This is a genomic window from Afifella sp. YEN Y35, assembly GCF_047553465.1.
In the GTDB taxonomy this organism is placed as follows: domain Bacteria; phylum Pseudomonadota; class Alphaproteobacteria; order Rhizobiales; family Afifellaceae; genus Afifella; species Afifella aestuarii.
This window is the reverse complement of the sequence record NZ_CP180203.1, coordinates 2,250,535-2,268,529: the sequence shown is the minus strand read 5'-3', so window position 1 is coordinate 2,268,529 and position 17,995 is coordinate 2,250,535. Positions and strand designations below refer to the sequence as shown.

The 17,995-nt window shown below is 63.5% G+C and carries 17 protein-coding genes; 8 read left to right on the top strand and 9 right to left on the bottom strand.

Going from position 1 to position 17,995, the window contains the following annotated elements:
* Positions 1–85: 85 nt before the first annotated feature.
* From ACK8CP_RS10855 to ACK8CP_RS10845, 3 genes are read right to left on the bottom strand one after another with little or no spacing between them, the layout of a single operon-like run.
* On the bottom strand, positions 86–2,335 hold the full coding sequence (locus tag ACK8CP_RS10855; RefSeq protein ID WP_414831776.1) for a xanthine dehydrogenase family protein molybdopterin-binding subunit: 2,250 nt from the start codon (positions 2,333–2,335) through the stop codon (positions 86–88).
* A complete protein-coding gene (locus ACK8CP_RS10850; protein ID WP_414831775.1) occupies positions 2,328–3,416 on the bottom strand; it encodes an FAD binding domain-containing protein in 1,089 nt (362 codons plus the stop codon). Before ACK8CP_RS10850 ends, ACK8CP_RS10855 begins: the two co-directional genes overlap by 8 nt.
* Entirely contained in the window at positions 3,413–3,907 is a 495-nt protein-coding gene (locus ACK8CP_RS10845) for a (2Fe-2S)-binding protein (protein WP_414831774.1), read from the bottom strand. Before ACK8CP_RS10845 ends, ACK8CP_RS10850 begins: the two co-directional genes overlap by 4 nt.
* Positions 3,908–4,091: 184 nt before the next feature.
* Here ACK8CP_RS10845 and ACK8CP_RS10840 point away from each other — a divergent pair, with 184 nt between their 5' ends.
* The 4 genes from ACK8CP_RS10840 to ACK8CP_RS10825 all read left to right on the top strand — a co-directional run bounded on the left by ACK8CP_RS10840 (position 4,092) and on the right by ACK8CP_RS10825 (position 7,314).
* Positions 4,092–4,670, top strand: coding sequence for a TetR/AcrR family transcriptional regulator (locus tag ACK8CP_RS10840; RefSeq protein ID WP_414831773.1), 579 nt, complete (start codon positions 4,092–4,094; stop codon positions 4,668–4,670).
* A 255-nt stretch (positions 4,671–4,925) separates the two neighbouring features.
* Positions 4,926–6,008, top strand: coding sequence for a DUF262 domain-containing protein (locus tag ACK8CP_RS10835; RefSeq protein ID WP_414831772.1), 1,083 nt, complete (start codon positions 4,926–4,928; stop codon positions 6,006–6,008).
* Positions 5,989–6,609 carry an MAE_28990/MAE_18760 family HEPN-like nuclease gene (locus ACK8CP_RS10830; protein ID WP_414831771.1) on the top strand — a complete coding sequence of 207 codons (621 nt, stop codon included), beginning with the start codon at positions 5,989–5,991 and terminating at the stop codon, positions 6,607–6,609. Before ACK8CP_RS10835 ends, ACK8CP_RS10830 begins: the two co-directional genes overlap by 20 nt.
* 264 nt (positions 6,610–6,873) lie before the next feature.
* On the top strand, positions 6,874–7,314 hold the full coding sequence (locus ACK8CP_RS10825; protein ID WP_414831770.1) for a GFA family protein: 441 nt from the start codon (positions 6,874–6,876) through the stop codon (positions 7,312–7,314).
* A 1,210-nt stretch (positions 7,315–8,524) separates the two neighbouring features.
* Here the strand turns inward: ACK8CP_RS10825 and ACK8CP_RS10820 are convergent.
* The gene (locus tag ACK8CP_RS10820; RefSeq protein ID WP_414831769.1) at positions 8,525–9,379 is read right to left on the bottom strand and encodes a VOC family protein; all 855 of its coding nucleotides are present in this window, start codon (positions 9,377–9,379) and stop codon (positions 8,525–8,527) included.
* 160 nt (positions 9,380–9,539) lie between these two features.
* Here ACK8CP_RS10820 and ACK8CP_RS10815 point away from each other — a divergent pair, with 160 nt between their 5' ends.
* The gene (locus ACK8CP_RS10815) at positions 9,540–10,463 is read left to right on the top strand and encodes a LysR family transcriptional regulator (protein WP_414831768.1); all 924 of its coding nucleotides are present in this window, start codon (positions 9,540–9,542) and stop codon (positions 10,461–10,463) included.
* A 588-nt stretch (positions 10,464–11,051) separates the two neighbouring features.
* On the opposite strand, the gene ACK8CP_RS10810 is transcribed toward ACK8CP_RS10815, so the two are convergent.
* The 3 genes from ACK8CP_RS10810 to ACK8CP_RS10800 all read right to left on the bottom strand — a co-directional run bounded on the left by ACK8CP_RS10810 (position 11,052) and on the right by ACK8CP_RS10800 (position 13,914).
* The gene (locus ACK8CP_RS10810; protein WP_414834243.1) at positions 11,052–11,816 is read right to left on the bottom strand and encodes an ABC transporter ATP-binding protein; all 765 of its coding nucleotides are present in this window, start codon (positions 11,814–11,816) and stop codon (positions 11,052–11,054) included.
* Between the two features lie 5 nt (positions 11,817–11,821).
* Positions 11,822–12,802, bottom strand: a complete 981-nt coding sequence (locus tag ACK8CP_RS10805) for a FecCD family ABC transporter permease (RefSeq protein WP_414834242.1) — start codon at positions 12,800–12,802, stop codon at positions 11,822–11,824.
* Between the two features lie 140 nt (positions 12,803–12,942).
* Positions 12,943–13,914 (bottom strand): ABC transporter substrate-binding protein, encoded by a 972-nt coding sequence (locus ACK8CP_RS10800; RefSeq protein ID WP_414834241.1) that lies wholly within the window; start codon positions 13,912–13,914, stop codon positions 12,943–12,945.
* A 730-nt stretch (positions 13,915–14,644) separates the two neighbouring features.
* Between ACK8CP_RS10800 and ACK8CP_RS10795 the strand changes: the two genes are divergently transcribed.
* The 3 genes from ACK8CP_RS10795 (at position 14,645) to ACK8CP_RS10785 (ending at position 16,027) form a co-directional block, all read left to right on the top strand.
* Positions 14,645–14,740 carry an integrase core domain-containing protein gene (locus ACK8CP_RS10795; protein ID WP_414834240.1) on the top strand — a complete coding sequence of 32 codons (96 nt, stop codon included), beginning with the start codon at positions 14,645–14,647 and terminating at the stop codon, positions 14,738–14,740.
* 369 nt (positions 14,741–15,109) lie between these two features.
* Entirely contained in the window at positions 15,110–15,463 is a 354-nt protein-coding gene (locus ACK8CP_RS10790; RefSeq protein WP_414831767.1) for a helix-turn-helix domain-containing protein, read from the top strand.
* Positions 15,464–15,466: 3 nt separating this feature from the next.
* Positions 15,467–16,027, top strand: a complete 561-nt coding sequence (locus ACK8CP_RS10785) for an ImmA/IrrE family metallo-endopeptidase (RefSeq protein WP_414831766.1) — start codon at positions 15,467–15,469, stop codon at positions 16,025–16,027.
* 284 nt (positions 16,028–16,311) lie between these two features.
* On the opposite strand, the gene ACK8CP_RS10780 is transcribed toward ACK8CP_RS10785, so the two are convergent.
* Together ACK8CP_RS10780 and ACK8CP_RS10775 are read right to left on the bottom strand one after the other, a co-directional pair.
* Entirely contained in the window at positions 16,312–17,382 is a 1,071-nt protein-coding gene (locus ACK8CP_RS10780) for a serine hydrolase domain-containing protein (protein ID WP_414831765.1), read from the bottom strand.
* A 168-nt stretch (positions 17,383–17,550) separates the two neighbouring features.
* Positions 17,551–17,970: a hypothetical protein gene (locus ACK8CP_RS10775; RefSeq protein ID WP_414831764.1), complete on the bottom strand. Its 420-nt coding sequence runs from the start codon at positions 17,968–17,970 to the stop codon at positions 17,551–17,553.
* Between the last annotated feature and the right edge of the window lie 25 nt (positions 17,971–17,995).

The following is a 17,995-nucleotide window of genomic DNA, read 5'->3' as shown; positions in this document are numbered from 1 at the left end:
CTTTTCGTCCTTAATGACCTTTTAAAAGAAAAGGGCGCGAGCAACCGGCTTGCGCCCTATCCAAAGGCTATCAAATTCCGCCACCCTACATCACCTCCGCCAATCCGATCGGAAAACTCCGCACACGCTTTCCCGTGGCGTGGAAGATGGCGTTGGCGAGGGCGGCGCCGGTGCCGGTGATGCCGATTTCGCCGACGCCTTTGATGCCGAGCGGGTTCACATGGGGGTCTTCTTCCGGCACCAGGATCGCTTCGAGCCCCTGAATGTCGGCGTTCACCGGCACGCGGTATTCGGCGAAGTTGGCGTTGACGATGCGCCCGGTGCGGCGGTCGTGGACGGCCTTTTCGTGGAGCGCGAAGGAGAGGCCCCAGATCATGCCGCCGAGATACTGGCTTTCCACCATGCGCGGATTGATGACGCGCCCGGCGGCGAAGGCACCGATGAGCCGGTTGACGCGGATCTGGCCGAGCTCCGGATCGACGGCGACTTCGGCGAAGACGGCGCCATGGGCGTGCATGGCATAGGCCTCCTGGGCGGCCGCATCGCTCCCCGCCTGGCCTTCGGCCGCGATCTCGTCGAGGCCGGCGCGCGTCAAAATGTCGGAAAAACTCTCGGTCGCCGTCTCGTCGTCGCGGCGGGTGAGGCGGCCTTCGCGGGCGACGACTCCGACATTGCCGGCGCCGAAGAGGGGTGAGCGCTCGTCGGCGACGGCGAGGGAGGCGAGCTTGTCGATGACGGCGGCACCGGCGCGGTGGATGGCGTTGCCGGCGGTGGCCGTATGGCTCGAGCCGCCGGCGAGGCCGGCATCGGGGAGGTCCGACGTGCCGGAACGGAAATCGACCGCCTCGACCGGCAGGCCGAGAGAATCGGCGGCGATCTGGGCAAAGGCCGTCCAGGCGCCCTGGCCCATATCGTGGGCGCCCGCCTCCATCACGCCGGTGCCGTCGCGGCGGAGAACGGCGCGGGCATTGCCCTGGAACATGAGCGCGGGAAAGATCGCCGTCGCCATGCCCCAGCCGAGAAGGCGGCCCGACGGATCGCGCATCTGGCGCGGCTGGAGCGGGCGACCCGCCCAGCCGAAGCGCTCGGCCCCTTCGCGGTAGCATTCCTTGAGCGCCTTGGAGGAGAAGGGTTTTCCGGAGATCGGCTCGACCTCGGCGTAGTTTTTGAGGCGGAAGGCGAGCGGGTCCATGCCGGCCGCGTAGGCCGCCTCGTCGATGGCGCTTTCAAGGGCGATCGAGCCCGAGGCCTCGCCCGGCGCGCGCATGAAGGAGGGCGTGCCGATATCGATGCGCACGCCTTCATGCGCGGTGTGGAGCGCCGGCACGTTGTAGAGCGACTGGCCGACGCCGGAGGAGGGCTCCAGAAACTCGTCGAAGCGGCTGGTGGCGGCGCGGGTGAGGTGATCGAGCGCCGTGAGGGCGCCCTCTGCGTCGAGGCCGAGACGGACCGTCTGCCGCGTCTGACCGCGATGGCCGACGGGGCCGAACATCTCTTCGCGGGCGAGGACGAGCTTCACCGGGCGCCCGGTGAGTTGGGCCGCGAGAATGCCGAGCGCTTCCGGGCTCGAGACGGAGCCTTTCGAGCCGAAGCCGCCGCCCAAGAACGGGCTGCGGATATGGATGTTCTCAGGGTTCAGGCCAAAAAGGCCGGCGATGCGCATCCGCGACATGGCAAGGCCCTGGGTGGGCATGTCGAGGAAGAGGCTGTCGCCGTCGAAGCGGGCGACGACGGCATGCGGCTCCATGGCGTTGTGGTATTGCGGCGGCGTCTCGTAGACCGCCTCGATCACCTGGGCGGCCGCGGCGAAGCCCGCATCGACATCGCCCTTCGTGGCGTCCGCCGGCCGGCCCGGGCCGACGGCCTCGGGCGTGTATGGCTCGGCATCGAGGCTGACTTCCGGGGTGTCCGCCTCGTAGCGCGGGGCGAGGAGGGCCGCACCTTCTTTCGCCGCTTCCAAAGTCTCGGCGATGACGACGGCGATCGGCTCGCCCGCATAGCGCACCGTCGGGTCTGAGAGCAGATGCATGCGGAACATGAGCGGGTTGGATTTTTCGTGCGGGTCCATGGCGAGCGGCGGGCGGTTCTCCGGCGTCATCACCTCGACGACGCCCTGATGTGCCCTGGCGGCGGCGACATCGAGGGAGGTGACGCGGCCGCGGGCGATTTTCGCCGGCACGATGACGGCGTGGAGGAGGCCGTCCGGATGGTTGTCGGCGGCATAGATGGCGGCGCCGGTGACTTTGAGGCGGCCATCGGCGCGGGTGAGCGGCTGGCCGATACTGGAGCCGTGGCGCTGGCGCGGGCCGGGTGTGAGCTGTGCGATCTCAGACATGGGGGGCTCCTTCTGGCTGGACATCTTGCGGGATGACGCCGTCGGGGAGGGCGGCAAAGGGCGAGGCGGGGAGCGCCGGCATCTCCTCCGGAGTGCCGGCGGCGGCCATCGCCAGCGCCCGCACGACGAGGCGGCGGCCGAGCGCGATCTTGTAGGAATTGTCGCCGGAGGGTTTTGCCGCCGCGAAGGCGATCTCGGCGGCTTCTTCGAAGGCGGCGCGGTTTGCCGGACGGCCGGCGAGGAGCGCCTCGGCTTCAAAGGCGCGCCAGGGTTTTGCCGCGACACCGCCGAGCGCGAGGCGGGCCTCGGTGATCGTGCCATCCTCGAGTGTGAGCGCGGCCGCGGCCGAGACGACGGCGAAGGCATAGGACGTGCGCTCGCGGACTTTCAGATAGCGCTGGTTGGCGGCGAAGGCGGCGGCTTCGGCCGGAAGGCGCAGGGCGACGATCATCTCGCCCGGGGCGAGCAGGTTTTCCCGCTCGGGCGTGTCGCCGGGCAGGCGATAGAAATCGGTGATCGGCACCTCGCGGCGGCCACCCTGTCCCTCGATCTCGACGATGGCGCCGAGTGCCGTCAGCGCGACGCAGAAATCGGACGGGTGGGTGGCGATGCAATGCTCGCTGAAGCCCAGAATCGCGTGGCCCTCATTGGCGCCGCCGAGCGCGTCGCAGCCGGAGCCGGGCGCGCGTTTGTTGCAGGCGCTGGCGGTGTCATAGAAGTACGGGCAGCGGGTGCGCTGCAGGAGGTTGCCGCCGACGGTCGCGGCGTTTCGGAGCTGCGCCGAGGCGCCGGAGAGAAGCGCTTCGGCGACGGCCGGAAAGCGGGCGGAGAACGCCGCGTCGTAGGCGAGCGCGGAATTCTTGACGAGCGCGCCGATGCGCATGGCGCCGTCGGAGAGCGTTTCGATGGCGCCGAGGCCCGGCAGATGCGTGACGTCGACGAGGCGGTCGGGGCGCGCGACGCCGCCCTTCATCAGGTCGAGAAGATTGGTGCCGGCAGCGAGATAGACGGAACCCGGTTCGGAGCCGGCGGCGACGGCCTCGGCGATGGAGGCGGGACGAATATAATCGAAGCGGTTCATGCGGCGTCCCTTTCGCGGCTTGCGAGCTTCGCTTCGGCCTCGAGCACCGCTTCCGTGATGCCGCGATAGGCGCCGCAGCGGCAAAGATTGCCGCTCATCAATTCGCGCACGCGCTCGGGATCGCCGTGCGCATGGCCCTCGGCGATGAGGCCGACGGCGCTCATGATCTGGCCGGGTGTGCAATAGCCGCATTGGAAGCCGTCATGGGCGATGAAGGCTTCCTGCACGGGATGCAGGCGGTCCCCTTCGGCGAGGCCTTCGATGGTGGTGATTTCGGCACCGTCATGGCTGATGGCGAGCGCCAGGCAGGAATTCACCCGCTCGCCATCGACGAGGATGGTGCAGGCGCCGCACTGGCCGCGGTCGCAGCCCTTCTTGGTGCCGGTGAGATGGAGGCGCTCGCGCAGAAGATCGAGGAGCGTGACGCGCGGATCGTCGATTGCGACGGATCGTGGCTCGCCATTGATGGTGAGGCTGATAGAGAGGGTCATGCGGCCACCTTTGGACAAGAGGTCGGGCCGGAAACGCCGCCGCGGCTTGAGCGCATTCGGCGGTTTTCCGTCGCGCAGGCCGGAAGGCGCACTGCGCACTGCCGGGCCTGGCTCGCATGAGTTATATGGAGGGTGCCTCCGCTTTCAAGAGACGCGCAGTGAAAAGATTGGCGTAGAAGATTAGATGGAACGGAAACTGGAACAGCCAAGGCGCAGGCCACGCGCCGATTATCTGCGCAACCGCGAGCGGCTTCTCACCGCCGCGGCCGAGGTGTTTCGCACCCATGGCGGGCAGGCGACTTTGGAAGGCGTGGCGAAGGCGGCGGGGGTGGGCATCGGCACGCTCTACCGGCATTTTCCGACGCGCGAGGCGCTGTTTGAGGCCGTCTATCGCCGCGAGATCAACGAGATGGTGGCGCTCGCCGAACGGCTCGAAGCCGAGGCGGACCCGGTGGCCGCGCTGCGCCAATGGGTGCACGCCAATATCCGGCTGATTGCCACGAAGCAGGGCATGCTGACGGCGCTGGCGCTCGCCGTCGACAAATCCTCGGAGATCTACACCTATTCCTACACGAGCCTCACCGGCGCGATCGCGCGCCTGCTGGAGCGCGCCAAAGAGGCCGGGCGCATGCGCGAGGACGTGACGCCCGAGGATCTTCTTCTGACCCTCATCGGCATGTGCCTGGTGCGCACCGGGCCGGGGTTCGAGGACGATGTGACCCGGCTTGCGGATCTGTTTTTGGATGGGCTGACGCGGGGGTAGGCGAGCTATGATTTCAAATGGCCCCCATTCGGAGACAGGCTGAGGATGCGGTAGGGATTAGATGCTCAGTCGTTTCTTCTGGGGGGATGACTGCAATGGGCCGAAGCGTAATGGTGGCTTTGAAATGGGACAGATGATAAAGTTGACGCCCCGTGGTTCCCAGACCGATTATAGTCGTGACGAACTCTAAAGAGCGGTGTCACCCATTCTTTCACTGCGATGCAGAGTCATCGTAACTTTATGAAGGTATCAAAATTGACTGACAGCGTTCAGAGCAACCATGACCGTGAAATTCGCACGACGGCAGTAGATTTTTCGTTCGGCGAACTACTTAATCTACATAAAGATGGTGAAATTATTATTCGCCCAGAATATCAAAGGTTGTTTCGTTGGTCGAATGAGCAAAGATCTAGGTTAATAGAGTCGATTATTATGGGACTTCCAATACCCCCAATTTTCTTAATCGAAAATGATGATGGTATTTTAGAGCTTATAGATGGCTTGCAGCGAACAAGCTCTGTTCTCCAATTTTTAGATTATAAAGCAATAAATCAACCTGAGTTAATTCTGGAGGGGTGTGATTTTATAAAAGATATAAACGGAGAAACTTTTAGTACAATAAGCACAGTTTTACGCTTAAAAATAAAGCGTACACCTATTAGAGCTACAATTATTAATAAATCTGGCGATGCATTCGTTAAATACGAGCTTTTTAAGCGTCTAAACACTGGTGGCTCGCTGCTCTCTGCTCAGGAGATTCGAAACTGCTCCTCTCGGATGATTGAGGGTGGTGCCGACTTTTATGAGCTGCTGCAGCGGCTCGCGCAGTTCGAGCCGTTCGCTTCAACGATCTCGCGCCTTCCTGAGAGCATGGTAGAGCAGCGTGCCAACGAAGAGTTGGTGCTTAGGTTCTTCGCTCTAGTAAATTCCAGACATACGTTTAAAGGAAACATTGAGGAATGGTTGGATGGATATATGGAGAGTATCCTTTTTGGTCTTGGCAATTTCAATAGCCATGCAATGGCGGCACTTTTCGAAAAAACTTTTAATGCTATTTTTGATAAACTCGGAAATCAGGCCTTCACTCGCTTCAACACTCATGGTGAAGCGACTGGTCGCCTAGCACCCGCGTACTATGAGGCCGTCTGTGTGGCCTTCGTTGAGCGGTATGATGACCTGATTGACGTTTCTGCGGATGATATTTTGTCGCGTCTGAGAGCGGCCTTTGGAAGCGATAGATTTAAAAGCGCGACAGGGCCCGGGGCGAATACAATTCCAAAGCTGCATGAAAGAATCCAGGTTGTGCAGGAGTATCTATGTGCAGAGATTGCCGCTTGATTTGATCTCAGATGATCTGAGTTGGCGCGAGGCAGAGCTGGGCTCTTTGAAGCTTCTGCTGGCGAGAAAAGATCTCAGTAGTCATCAGAAGAAAGTGTTGCTTAGAGTTTCCTGGGCTCTTTTATATGCTCACTATGAAGGATTCGCAAAAACGGCACTTACAGTTTTCTATGATTGTGCCAAAGAGGCAGTCGCAAATTGCGGAACCCTTCCGGTAAAAACTCGCCTGTTCGCGCTCAGCCAGAAGATAAAAAGTCTTAGGGGACTTTCATCTGAATATCTTCTGATTGAAATAGAAAATTTTACTACGGCGCTCTACGAGCCGGTTCCGGATTTTCCCGATGTAGACACAAAAAGCAATCTATGGCCTAATATTCTTGGGGGTCTTCTTGAGGATGCGGATATAAAAATAGATGCATTGGACGTTCATCGAGCAAAAATATCGACTTTGGTTAGTAGGCGTAATCAGATTGCTCATGGTAAGAGGGATATTGTCGATGAAGTTTCATATTATATTGGATTCGAAGAAGCGGTCTATGATATCATGTACGAGATGGCGCTTAAGATAGACGAAAGGTTGAAATTGGCGCCGTACATTTAATTATTATTTTTGCGCGCACTAAGGTCTTAAACTCGGCTTTTCGGAATCGTTGCCAGGCACTGTCGGCGGTAAAAGGCGCTAAGCATCCGTTCGATGGATAGAGAGGTGTCTGTCGCGTCAGTCCGCCCCTTCGTCTTCAGGGAGGGCGTTGCAAGTTAGGTATGGCCTCCATATGCATGGCTCTGCTTGGGGAAGCGTTCGCCGCGCTGCCGCCAGCTTCCCCCGCAAACCTCGCGCCAAAACACGGCTTTGGGAGATCAGATCATGGTGGCGGAACGGACGGTACGGAGCGGGCAGTGCCATTGTGGGGCGGTGCGTTTTGCGGCGGAGCTTGTCGATGATCTTGCGACAGCGCGGCGGTGCACCTGCTCTTTTTGCCGGATGCGCGGTGCGGTCGCCGTCTCGGCGGTGACGGGCGGCGTCCGGATTCTTCAGGGCGAGGCGTTTTTGACGCGTCATCCCTTCAACACCGGCACGGCGGAGCATTTTTTCTGTTCGCGCTGCGGGATCTACACGCACCATCAGCGGCGCTCCGACCCGCTTCAGTACGGCGTCAACGTCGCATGTCTTCAGGGGCTGAGCCCGTTCGATTTCGCCGAGGTGCCGGTCACGGACGGCGTCGAGCATCCCTCCGACACCGGCCGGCCGGCGCGCCTCGCCGGCGTTTTGCGCTTCATTCCCGCGGACGACGAAGCGACGCCGTGAACGGGTGGCGGGTGAGATGAGAACGGACGCTGCGGCCTGACGGGGCCTCGGCGACCCCCACCCGCCGCTCCTGGCGGAGCGTCGACCTCCCCACAAGGGGGAGGTGGGCGCGCGTGGCACGGCCTTGCTGGAGAAATGGGCGCCGGGGAGGCTGGAGCGGCGTTGGGGCGCGAGGACGGCGGGAATGGATCTGCGTGCCTGGATTTGAGGGAGGGCACGGGTTTGAGCGTGGCACGGCCGTCCCCCTCCCCCTTGTGGGGAGGGGTTAGGGGTGGGGGTCCGCTAGGAGAAACAACGTCTGAAATCTGACGGGGCCTCGGCGACCCCCACCCGACGCTCCTGGCGGAGCGTCGACCTCCCCACAAGGGGGAGGTGGGCGCGTGCGGCGCGGCCTGGCTGGAGAAATGGGCTCCGGGGAGGCTGGAGCGGCGTTGGGGCGCGAGGACGGCGGGAATGGATCTGCGTGCCTGGATTTGAGAGTGGGCACGGGTTTGAGGGTGGCACGGCCGTCCCCCTCCCCCTTGTGGGGAGGGGCTAGGGGTGGGGGTCCGCGAAGAAAAACAAAATCTGAGATCTGACGGGGCCTCGGCGACCCCCACCCGACGCTCCTGGCGGAGCGTCGACCTCCCCACAAGGGGGAGGTGGGCGTGTGCGGCACGGCCTTGCTGGAGAAGTGGGCGCCGAAGGGGGTGGAGTGGCGCCCGGACCGCGAGGGCGGCGGGAATGGATCTGCGTGCCTGGATTTGAGGGCGGGCACGGGTTTGAGCGTGGCACGGCCGTCCCCCTCCCCCTTGTGGGGAGGGGTTAGGGGTGGGGGTCCGCTAAGAAAAACAAAATCTGAGATCTGACGGGGCCTTGGCGACCCCCACCCGACGCGCCGGACGGCGCGTCGACCTCCCCACAAGGGGGAGGTGGGCGTGTGCGGCACGGCCTTGCTGGAGAAGTGGGCGCCGAAGGGGGTGGAGTGGCGCCCGGACCGCGAGGGCGGCGGGAATGGATCTGCGTGCCTGGATTTGAGGGCGGGCACGGGTTTGAGCGTGGCACGGCCGTCCCCCTCCCCCTTGTGGGGAGGGGTTAGGGGTGGGGGTCCGCTGGAAGAAACAACGTCTGAGATCTGACGGGGCCTCAGCGGCCCCCACCCGCCGCTCCTGGCGGCGCGTCGACCTCCCCACAAGGGGGAGGTGGGCGTGTGCGGCGCGGCCTTTCGGGGTTATGCGGCGGCGGCGTTTGCGGGGCGGGGGTGGATGGCGATGCGGTTGCCCCAAGGGTCGGTGAAAGAGCGGTCGGTGAAAGAGGGGGCGGTGAAAGAGGGGTCGGTGACGGTTTTTGCGCCGAGGCGGGCGGCTTCCTCCGGGGTTGCGGCGAGGACGAGTTCGCTGAGGCCGGCGGCATCCGGGCTGCGCGGGCCGGCGCCGCGGCTGTTCCAGACATTGGTGCCGATGTGATGGTGGTAGCCGCCGGTTGAAAAGAAGCGCGCGGCGGGAAGCTCCGAGACGAGGTCGAAGCCGAGCTCGCCGGCATAAAAGGCTTCGGCCGCCGCGAGATCGCCGACCTGCAGATGCACGTGGCCGATGACGGTGCCGTCGGGCGCGCCGGACCAGCGGCCGGGGGCCTGGAGGAGGCTTTGGATATCGAGCCGCAGCGTGTCCATCACGATCATCTGGCCCTCGAAGGTCCAGTCGGTGCGGGGCCTGTCGGCGTAGATCTCGATGCCGTTGCCTTCGGGGTCCCGGAGATAGACGGCCTCGGAGACGAGATGGTCGGAGGCGCCTTCGAGCCGTCCGCCGGCCTCGCCGAAACGCCGGAGCCAGCGGCCGAGATCGTCACGATGGGGGAGGAGGAAGGCCGTGTGGAAGAGGCCGGCCTCGAAGGGGAGGGACCGCGCCTGCGCGTCGCGGCGGAGCTCGATCAGCGGCCGGTCGCCCTCGCCGAGGAGGCGGCTTTCGCCATCGCCGGCGATTTTTTCAAGGCCTATGACGCGCTCATAGAAATCGCCGACCGTGTCGAGATCGCGGACGGTGAGGGCAATATGGTCGATCGAAAGCGGGGCGTTGCTGGTCGCCATGAAACATCTCCTTGGGGCGCGCCGCGGAAGGGCGCGCCGGGTAATGGTGGACGCTGGGGGGCGCGTGCTGGGTGCGCGTTCATGGACGGAATTTAGGGCGGGCGGTCTGTCGCGATAACGGGCTTGATGGGCGAATGACTGTCGCCGTATCGTGGACAATATGGATTATGCGGACGGGATCCGAAGCTTTGTCGCCGTGGTCGAGACGGGCTCCTTCACGGCGGCCGGAGAGCGGCTCGGCATCTCCAACAAGCTTGTCAGCAAATATGTCGCCGCGCTCGAAGAAAGGCTCGGGCGCGCGCTTCTCTACCGCACGACCCGCTCCGTCTCGCTGACGGAGGATGGCGAGCGCTGGCTCCCCTATGCGCGAAAAGTGCTGGATTCGCTGGAGGCGGCGGATGCGGCGTTGATCGACAGCGACACCGAGCTCGCCGGGCGGCTGCGCATCACCTCCGGCACGACCTTCGGCGAATTGTGCCTGGCGGACGCCGCCCAGACCTTCATCGACACCTATCCCGGAATGCGCGTCGATCTCGTTCTGTCGGACGCGATGACGGATCTCGTCGCGGGCGGGTTCGACCTTGCGGTGCGCATCAGCGTGCCGCGGGATTCAAGCTACAGGATGCTGCGCATCGGGGCGATCACGTCGCAGATCGCGGCAAGCCCCGCCTATCTCGAAGCACATGGCACGCCGCGCCATCCCGACGATCTCGCCGATCACCAGGCGATCCTCGATTTGAACGACGACCCGCCGCGGCGGTGGCGTTTTCGCGACGGCAAGAAAGAGAAGGTGGTGGAGGTGGCGGGGCGGCTTGCCGTCAACAGCGCCTCGGCGGCGATCCGCCAGGCGATCGCCGGGCACGGGCTGGTGCGCGCGCCCGATATCTTTCTCTCACCGCATCTCGCGCGCGGCGATCTCGTGACGGTGCTCGATGCGTTTTCGGGGGGTGAGATGGGAGGCGGTATGGGAGCCGCGCGTGCGATCCATCTCCTCACCGCGCCGAGCGCCTTCCGCTCCGACAAGGTCGCGGCCTTTGCGTCCGTGCTCCGGCAGCATCTCGAGCGGCTGAGAGGGCGGGCGTGAGCGCCGCGGCCTTACTGGAATGCGGGCACCGAAGGGGGGCGTTGCGGGGGGCCACAGATTTCAGAGTGGGCACGGGTTTGAGAGTGGGCACGGATGTCCCCCTCCCCCTTGTGGGGAGGGGGTAGGGGTGGGGGTCCGCTAGAAGAAACAACGTCTGAGATCTGACGGGTCCGCGGCGACCCCCACCCGACGCTCCTGGCGGAGCGTCGACCTCCCCACAAGGGGGAGGTGGGCGCGTGCGGCGTGGCCTTGCTGGAGAAATAGGCGCCGGAGGGGGTGGAGCGGCGTTGGGGGCGTGAAGATGGCGGGAATGGACTTGCGTTCCCGTATTTGAGGGCGTGCCTGGATTTGAGAGCGGGCACAGTTTTCAGAGTGGGCACGGCCGTCCCCCTCCCCCTTGTGGGGAGGGGTTAGGGGTGGGGGTCCGCTAAGGAAATCGGCGCTGGGTGGCTGGAACGAATTCGGCGACCCCCACCCGACGCTCCTGGCGGAGCGTCGACCTCCCCACAAGGGGGAGGTGGGAGCGCACGGTGCGGCCTTGCGGCGGCGCGGTGAGCGTTTTGGGGTTCGGTCAGATCCGCAAACCGCTCATTCGCTGCGAAAGCGGATGTGGGGGCGGCCGGTGTCGTCGGCGGGGCTCACTTCCGCCTTGATGCGGAAGACGTCGCGCAACAGAGGCTCGGTCAGGACGTTCGACGGCAGGTCGCAGGCGACGAGGGCGCCGCCCGCAATGACGGCGATGCGGTCGCAGAACATGGACGCGAGATTGAGATCGTGCAGCGCCACGACGCTGGTGAGGTCGAGATCGCGGACCATGCGCAGGATCTCGATCTGGTGGTGGATGTCGAGATGGTTGGTCGGCTCGTCGAGGAACATGATCGTCGGCGATTGCGCCAGCGCGCGGGCGATATGGACGCGCTGGCGCTCGCCGCCGGACAGCGTCTGCCAGGGCTGGGCGCGACGCTCGACCATGTCGACGCGCGCGATGGCGGCGGCGACGGCGGCTTCGTCGGCGGGCGACCAGCCGGAAAGGGCCGAGCGATGCGGCGTGCGCCCGAGCTTCACCACGTCGCGCACGCTGAGATTGGTGTCCGATGCCGCACTTTGCTGAACGAAGGCGAGCTGGCGCGCGAGAGCGCGGCGCGACAGGTTTCCGATCTCGCGTCCCTCGATCTCGACTTGTCCCGAACGCGGCCGCTTCAGCCCGGCGAGAAGCCGCAGCAGCGAGGATTTGCCCGAGCCGTTCGGGCCGATGAGCCCGAGCGTCTCGTTCTTTTCGACGCGCAGGGAGACATCGCGCACGATGGTTTTTCGTCCGACGCCCCAGGTGAGATTGTCGGCGCGGATCGCCATGCGCGTCATGTCGTGGGCCGCGCGCGATAGAGGATGATGGCGAAGAACGGCACGCCGACGAGTGCCGTCACGACGCCGATCGGCACGGTCTGCTGTGTGGCGACGACGCGCGAGGCGATATCTGCGAGCACCATGAAGACGGCGCCAAGCGCGGCCGAGGCCGGCAGAAGGCGCAGATGCAGCGGGCCGACGATGTAGCGCGCCGCATGGGGAACGACGAGGCCGACGAAGCCGATCGCGCCGACCATGCTGACGATCGTCGCCGTGATCAGCGCCGTCACCGCGAAGAGGACGAGGCGGATGCGCGCCACCGGCACGCCGAGCGCCGCCGCATCCTCGTCGCCGAAGGTGAAGGCATCGAGCGAGCGGGCCATCCAAAGGCAGACGGCGAGGCCGAACGCGATGACGAGGGTGAGAAGCTGAAAATCCGGCCAGCGCACGCCGCCGAAACTGCCGAGAAGCCAGAACATCACGTCGCGCGCCTGCTGGGCGTTGCCCGACGTCGTCACGATGTAGGAGGTGAGGGCGTTGAAGAGCTGCGCCGCCGCGACGCCGGCGAGGATCGTATGGTTCGGGCCGCTGGTGGCGCCGTTGGAGAGAAGCGCGACGAGGGCGAAGGCCGCAAAGGCGCCGGCAAACGCGCCCATCGACAGGGAGAGGCTGCCGGCCCCGATGCCGAGGACGATGACGCAGACGGCGCCGGTCGAAGCGCCCGCGGAGACGCCGAGCACGAAGGGTTCGGCGAGCGGGTTGCGCAGAAGCGCCTGCAGGATGGCGCCGCAGAGCGCGAGACCGGCCCCGGAAAAGGCCGCCACCAGCGCGCGGCTGAGGCGCAGATCCCAGACGACGGATTCCTGAATGGGCGGGATATCGGCGCCGGTGAGCCCGAGACCGTTGCTGATCGCCAGAACCACCGTCCCGAGCCCGATCCTGAAGTCGCCGATCGTCGTCGCCAGGGCGACGACAAAGGCGAGCGCCACGAGCATGAGCGCGAGGAAGAGGGCGAGCCAGCCCGCCCCGTCTTCCGCGATCTCTGCCAGAGCCTCTTCCTCAGTCTCTTGCAATGTCTCTGGCGCAGTCTCTTGCAATGTCGCTGGCGCTGCCCCGGGCGCTGTCTCTGCCGTCGTCACTGGAGGTCGAGCGTCCGCAATTGCTTGGCGACCTCTTCGGCGCCGTAGAGGGTCTGGATGCTCGGATTCATGGCCGCGCCCCTCATGACGACGATGCGGCCCTTTTTGACCGCCTGCATCTGGCTGACGGTCGGGTCGGAGGTCAGATAGGCGATCTTCGCGTCCGCCGCGTCGAGCGCCCAGCGCTTGCGATCGACCTGCGAGGCCACGATGACGGTCGGATCGGCGGCCATGATGCCTTCCCATCCGAGCGTCGGCCAGTCGGCTTCGGTCTTGATGGCGTTCGAGCCGCCGAGGAGATCGGCGATATAGCCCGACGGGCCGTTGCCGCCGCCGAGATAGGCATCGTCCGCGGGCGAGGGGCTTGAGAACCAGAAGACGAAGGTGGGGTTTGCGGGACCTGAGAATTCGGCACGCAAGGCCGCCTCGCGCGCCTTCAGATCGGCGATGAGGGCCTCGCCGCGATCGGCGACGTCGAAGATCCGCGCCAGGTCGTCGATCTCCTGATAGAGGAGGTCCATGGTCCACAGCGCGTCGCGGCTGCCATAGGCGTCGTTGGCGTCGAGCGTCGTCGAACAGGCGCTCGGCGCGAGATAGGTCGGGATGCCGAGGCGTTCGAAATCGTCGCGCTTTGCGACCTTGCTGTCCGGCCCGAGGAGCGTCGTCAGCATCGCGGCGACGAAATCCGGCCGCTTCGACAGGACGGATTCGAGCGTCGGAAATTCGACCGTCAGGACATCGACCTCGTCCTTTGCCGCGCGCAGCTCCGGCAGCACTTCGTTCGGCCAGAAGGCGGTGGCGGCCATCCGGTCCTTCAGCCCGAGGAGGAGCATGATTTCGGCGGTGTTCTGCCCGAGCGCGACGGCGCGCTCCGGCGCCTTGTCGAAGGTGATTTCCCGGCCGCAATTTTCGATCGTCAGGGGATAGCTCGTCGCTTCCGCCTGCGCCGACGCGCTGAAGGCGGCCATGAGAACGGCGAGCGAGAGCAGAATCCTGTTCGGCATGTTCGGGTCCATTGTGCACAGGGAAACGTGGCGCCTGCCTATTCGGACATGCTTCAGAAAACAAGACTCTCGCGTTCATGATTTTGTGGGGGTGCGCGGTGGTGGGGACGCGCCCGGGCCTGCACGTTGTGTGCACGGCAAAACCCGTAGGGCTGTGCCGGCTGCCAATGGCTGGCTTCTGCACGAGGCTTGCGGAGGGAAGGTTTGAGCAGCGTCAGGTGCGCGCGTGCAGGTTTCACAGAACCTCTTAAGCGATATCGCTGGTACTGGCGGATCGAGCTTGATGCGCTCCTCCCGAACCGTTGGACCGCATGGGGGGGCGACTTGCCACTCTAGTTCAACTCGATGGCAAACTCGCGAAGATCGATAGAAAGCGTCTTCGCCATGTGTACGAGATTCTTTCGCAGCAGGCTGATAAATCACTACCACTCTCGACCGAGAGTTCTCCCAGTTTCAAAGTCGAGGAAAATGCTTTCGTCATATAGTCCGCAGGAGAGTTGTGCTCTTACGGTTTCTGTCACATTAGTTTATGAGTGCCAGTAATCGTCTGGCAATAATTTCCGGCGCGCCGCTGGCATAACGATAGGGCGAAACCGTCTGGGCAATCCCAGCGACCGTCGTCGATGCAGAGCTGCCTTCCTCCGATGTTATCGGCGGGGCGTGCCATGCGACGGGAGGGTGCCGGCCTTAGGCAATTCGCTCCCGGTGGATCGCCTGGTATAACCATCAGAGACCCCATGCCAGCCTCATCGGACGATCACCCGCTCAAGCCCTCGCCGGAACAATCTGATCAGAAATCACAACTTGGCCTGCAGCTCCGCCGGGACCGCTTAGCGGCCCCGGCAATATGGAAGAGCCTAGTCTTCGCGGACCGTCGTATTGGGGCTAGTCTTGCCGTGTTTTGTGGTGACATACCGCCCCGTGATCGCGCTCCGGTAGTGCGGCCCCGAACTGCCGCTCTTGCCTGGGGCTTCTCGGACTGTGGTGTTCGGACTCGCTTTCCCGTGCTTTGAGGTCACGTATTTGCCCGAAATCGCGCTGCGGTAGTGGCCGCCACCTTTTCCTTTTGACATCGTTTTCTCCTGCACATCAGATTGCATAAGTGCAATCGGAAAGCTATGTAGGTACTTGACCGCTACGGTTGCAAGAGTGAAAATGAATGTCTGGAACGAAATTCGACGGAGACGCCTTCTTTGCATCCCTGGATGCCGAGCGGCAATCTAGGCGCTTGACGTGGAAGAAAGTGGCACAAGAAGCGGAGGTCAGTCCCTCCACATTAACCCGTATTTCCCAGGGGAGGAGACCAGATGTCGACAGTCTAGCGGCTTTGTGTACGTGGTCCGGGCTTAAAGCAGATCAGTTTGTTCGCTCTCGAATTTCGGCAGATGGAAGCGTTAGCTCGCTGGCCCAAATAACGACCTATCTTAGGGCCGATCCACTGCTATCAAAGGAAGGCGCGGACGCGCTGGAGACACTTATTAAGACAGCCTACGAGCGATTGCGTAAGGAGTAGGGAATGGGTCTACGGCGCGGGTTTAAGTCAGAAGCAAATTGGTATGCCCGCATATTTCGCGAGGAGATTGGTCTCGAACCGTTTGAGCCGCTGTGCCCGTGGCAGCTTGCAGATCACTTAGGTTTGCCTGTTGTCTCCCTCGAGGAATTTGCCATCAAGCACCCCGCTGAAGTTGCCTACCTTCGTAGCTCGAGGGGGCAGAAAGATTTCTCTGCCGTTACAGTATGCAGTAATCGCCACCGGCTTGTCGTTTTCAACGACGGTCATTCGCCTAAGCGCCAAAGAGCTGATATCGCACACGAGCTTAGCCACGGTATCCTTATGCACCCTCCCAGCCCACCATTCGGTTGCGACGGAACACGAGGATATGACGTTACTCAAGAAGAGGAAGCGAGCTGGCTCGGACCGGCACTTCTAATTTCTGAAGAAGCAGCACTGTGGATCGCGCGGAACGATTATTCCGTGCCAGCAGCAAGCGAGCTGTTTGGAGTCAGTGAAGCGCTCGTGAGAATGCGCCTGAACGTTACTGGTGCAAGGCGTCGGCTAGCCCGATCCTACGCTTAGCCTTTATGTCTCCACTTTAAAGAAGTTCGCAGATCTGCAAATCCTCACACCCTTAGCAGGGCTTTCAAATCCAGAAGGACGGTTCCAGAAGGACGGCGGCGGGAGATTGTGGTCTTCGGTGGGCTGGTCGGCGCGTGTCGGCCGGCGCTCCAGAGCTGCGACTGGGGCAACGCTGCCGTTTCGTGAGGGGCTTCTCAGTCGCTCTCTCCCCCCTTTTTTGGGGCCTGCGGCCTGGGGCCTGGGGGGCTCGAGGTGGAAAGGCCGTCGCTGTTGCGAGCGATGACCTATTCGGCAAGCCGACGCTTTGCCTCAGGAACGGCGAAATCGAGAAGGACCTTGAGCGACGTCCGCCAGGCTTCGGGATCATTGTAGCGGCCCGCAAAGGACGCAACGACGAGGCCGGGATCGGGCTGCACGGTCAGCCTCTGGCCGCCGTTTCCGACCGCAATGGCGATAATGCGATCCTTGCCGCCTGCAAGATACCAGAGATAGCCGTATTGCGTCGTTTCGTTGACCTGTGCGCGGGGCTGAAACGAGAGCGCCAGCCAGTCTGAGGGAACGATCTGCTTGCCCTTATAGCGGCCTCCATCGGCGACCATCTGCCCGATCTTCGCCAAGTCCGGCAAGGTCAAGCGCAGCCCTGACGCCGCCGAAGGTTCGCCGTCCGCGCCTGCGATCCACTCAACGTTCTCAATGCCCAAAGGAGCGAAGAGCTTTTCCTTGGCAAAGGCATCGAGTTTCATGGCGGTGCCGGTCTCGATGAGTTTGCCCAAAAGCGCAACCGCTCCACCGCTATAGATCCAGCTTCCCCCCGGCGGCTCACGGATGGGCTGTTCCAGGACGTAGCGATAGCGGTCAGGCGCCATTTCCATCGCGACTTCGCTGTTGTGGGGGTCGTCGTAGGGCAGGTCTTCGTCCCATTCGAGCCCCATCTGCATGGAGAGCGCGTGCCGGACCAGAATCCGGTCTCGTCCTTGTTGCTCAAGAAGGTCGGGGTACTGAGGAAAGTGAGCATAAAGCGGCTCTTCCGGCCCCGGAACCTTGCCCTCGGACAACGCAATTCCATAGAGCAGCCCGACCACCGATTTCGTCACCGAACGCAGATCGTGCAATGTGTCCGGCCCATGGGTCTGGAGCCCGAGCGGCCGGCCCCAGCGTTCGTCCTCGCCGGGGAAGTATACTTCTGCGAGCCTTTCGCCCTTCAAATCCACGATGGCACCGTGGAGCCCCGGGAGGGCACCGGCCTCGAAGCCGGACCGCAGCTTCTGATCGAGTGACTGAGCGTGAACTTGCAGCAGCGCGCCGATCCATAGGACGGCCGCGGCGAGCGGCAAAATAGCTGACCTCTTGAGCATGCAGAAACGTCGCATCCTCTCCCGCGAAACACAATCGGGCAAAAAAAGGGTCGGGCGGGCCAAAATGGAGGGTCTCGGCGCTTGCCATGCCGAGACCGACGATCCGATCCCGCCGGGCGCCCTTTGGCAGATCTCTGAGAGGGATCTCAGATAGATTTCAGATGAATGTCAGTGGCAGCCGTATTTTTCGACGAGATGGTCGACGATCACGGGGGCGGCCTCCGTCTGCGTCCAGGTGGCGGTGTCGGGCGCGGCCTTCTGGAAAGCGGCGATCAGCTCCTGGGCGCTGAGGCTGCCGGAGATGTCCTGGCACAGGAACGGCTTTTCGCCGGCGGCGAGGCGGGCGCGCTCGGCCGCCGCAAAACCTTCCACGAGCCCGCTCAGATAGGCGACCACCTCGTCGCGGGCCTCCTTGGAGGTGTCCGCCTGGACGAGACCCTGGACGACGGCCGCGACCGTGACCCGCGCCTTGGGGGAGGGCGCAGCCGCAGCGGGCGCGGCACAGGCGAGAGTGACCAGGCCTGCCGCGAGCGCAAGGCTGAGAGAGCGGCGGCCAAATGACATCGAGACGACCATCGGGAGCTCCATTGATTTGCCGATTCCTCCTTCTATA

Excerpts from the sequence above, each read along its gene's own strand:
- ACK8CP_RS10855 (WP_414831776.1), bottom strand. The coding sequence starts at position 2,335 with ATGTCTGAGATCGCACAGCTCACACCCGGCCCGCGCCAGCGCCACGGC.
- ACK8CP_RS10815 (WP_414831768.1), top strand. The coding sequence starts at position 9,540 with ATGGATTATGCGGACGGGATCCGAAGCTTTGTCGCCGTGGTCGAGACG.
- ACK8CP_RS10810 (WP_414834243.1), bottom strand. The coding sequence starts at position 11,816 with ATGGCGATCCGCGCCGACAATCTCACCTGGGGCGTCGGACGAAAAACC.
- ACK8CP_RS10775 (WP_414831764.1), bottom strand. The coding sequence starts at position 17,970 with ATGGAGCTCCCGATGGTCGTCTCGATGTCATTTGGCCGCCGCTCTCTC.
- ACK8CP_RS10805 (WP_414834242.1), bottom strand. The coding sequence starts at position 12,802 with ATGCTCGTGGCGCTCGCCTTTGTCGTCGCCCTGGCGACGACGATCGGC.
- ACK8CP_RS10845 (WP_414831774.1), bottom strand. The coding sequence starts at position 3,907 with ATGACCCTCTCTATCAGCCTCACCATCAATGGCGAGCCACGATCCGTC.
- ACK8CP_RS10785 (WP_414831766.1), top strand. The coding sequence starts at position 15,467 with ATGGGTCTACGGCGCGGGTTTAAGTCAGAAGCAAATTGGTATGCCCGC.
- ACK8CP_RS10850 (WP_414831775.1), bottom strand. The coding sequence starts at position 3,416 with ATGAACCGCTTCGATTATATTCGTCCCGCCTCCATCGCCGAGGCCGTC.
- ACK8CP_RS10840 (WP_414831773.1), top strand. The coding sequence starts at position 4,092 with ATGGAACGGAAACTGGAACAGCCAAGGCGCAGGCCACGCGCCGATTAT.
- ACK8CP_RS10820 (WP_414831769.1), bottom strand. The coding sequence starts at position 9,379 with ATGGCGACCAGCAACGCCCCGCTTTCGATCGACCATATTGCCCTCACC.
- ACK8CP_RS10800 (WP_414834241.1), bottom strand. The coding sequence starts at position 13,914 with ATGGCCGCCTTCAGCGCGTCGGCGCAGGCGGAAGCGACGAGCTATCCC.
- ACK8CP_RS10825 (WP_414831770.1), top strand. The coding sequence starts at position 6,874 with ATGGTGGCGGAACGGACGGTACGGAGCGGGCAGTGCCATTGTGGGGCG.
- ACK8CP_RS10790 (WP_414831767.1), top strand. The coding sequence starts at position 15,110 with ATGTCTGGAACGAAATTCGACGGAGACGCCTTCTTTGCATCCCTGGAT.
- ACK8CP_RS10780 (WP_414831765.1), bottom strand. The coding sequence starts at position 17,382 with ATGCTCAAGAGGTCAGCTATTTTGCCGCTCGCCGCGGCCGTCCTATGG.